We start from the raw sequence: 1,259 nt of genomic DNA, 5'->3' as shown, positions 1-1,259 counted from the left end.
GGGCTGATCAGGACGGTGCGGGGGGCGGGCTACCGGTTGGAGGAGCGGTGAGGCTGCTGCGTTCGGTCCGGGCCAGGACGTCGCTGGGCGCGACGCTGGTGGTGGCGCTGGCCCTGGCGGTGGCCGGGGTGGCGCTGCTGGCGGTGCTGCGCGGCAGCCTGGCCAGCCAGGCGGACCTCCAGGCGAACGTGGCCGCCCGGTCGGTGGCGGTGCAGGTGGCGGCGGGGACGCCGTTCGCCGACCTCGACCTGCCGGACGAGGCGGAGGAGCACCCGGTGCAGGTGGTGTCGGACGGCCGGGTGGTGGCCGTCGGCGAGGGCATCGAGGCGATCGGCGGCACCGCGAGCCGGTCGGTGCGGCCGGTGCCGGCCGGGCCCGCGCAGGACGCCGACGACGAGCGCGGCGGCGGCGAGGTCGCCGAGGACGTCCGCTACTCCACCGGGGACGTGACGGTGGAGGGCGACAGCGCCACGTACCGCTTCGCGGCGGTGGAGGCGAGCGCGCCGGACGGCCGGGAGGCCACCGTGTACGCGGGCTCCGCGGTGCAGTCGGCGGCGGTGTCGGGGGTGCGCACGGCGATGCTGGCGGCGCTGCCCGCGCTGCTGCTGGTGGTCGCCGGGACGACCTGGCTGGTGACCCGGCGGGCGCTGGCCCCGGTGGAGGGCATCCGGCGGGAGATGGCGGCGGTCACCGCGTCGGCGGACCTGTCGCGGCGGGTGCCGGAGCCGGCCACCCACGACGAGGTGGCGCGGCTGGCGCGGACCACCAACGAGACGCTGGCGGCGCTGGAGGCGTCGGTGGAGCGGCAGCGGCGGTTCGTCGCGGACGCCTCGCACGAGCTGCGCAGCCCGATCGCCTCGCTGCGCACCCAGTTGGAGGTGGGCGCGGCCCATCCGGCGCTGCTGGACCTGCCGGGCGCGGTGGAGGACACCGTGCGGCTCCAGGGGCTGGCGGCGGATCTGCTGCTGCTGGCGCGGCTGGACGCGGGGGAGCGGCCGGGGCAGGCGCGGGTGGACTTGGCGGCGCTGGTGCGCGACGAGGTGGCGCAGCGGCCGGGCGGCCGGGCGCCGGTGCGGGTGGCGGCCGGCGAGAGGACCGAGGTGCGCGGTTCGCGGGCGCAGTTGGCGCGGGTGCTGGGCAACCTGCTGGACAACGCGCAGCGGCACGCCGAGGCGGAGGTGTCGGTGGAGGTCCGGCGGGAGGGCGGCCGGGTGCTGCTGGCGGTCGCCGACGACGGGGCGGGGGTGCCGGAGGGCGAG

At 78.7% G+C, this 1,259-nt stretch carries 1 protein-coding gene; it reads left to right on the top strand.

Features of this window, described 5'->3' with window-relative positions; translation table 11 throughout:
• Positions 1-56: 56 nt before the first annotated feature.
• Positions 57-1,259: sensor histidine kinase (locus C6N75_RS29195; RefSeq protein ID WP_105871849.1), on the top strand; the 1,203-nt coding region annotated here is incomplete at its 3' end.

The sequence above is a fragment of the Streptomyces solincola genome, assembly GCF_002982015.1.
GTDB lineage: Bacteria > Actinomycetota > Actinomycetes > Streptomycetales > Streptomycetaceae > Streptomyces > Streptomyces solincola.
Note: the sequence above shows the minus strand (reverse complement) of the source record. Positions and strands in the feature narration are given on the sequence as shown.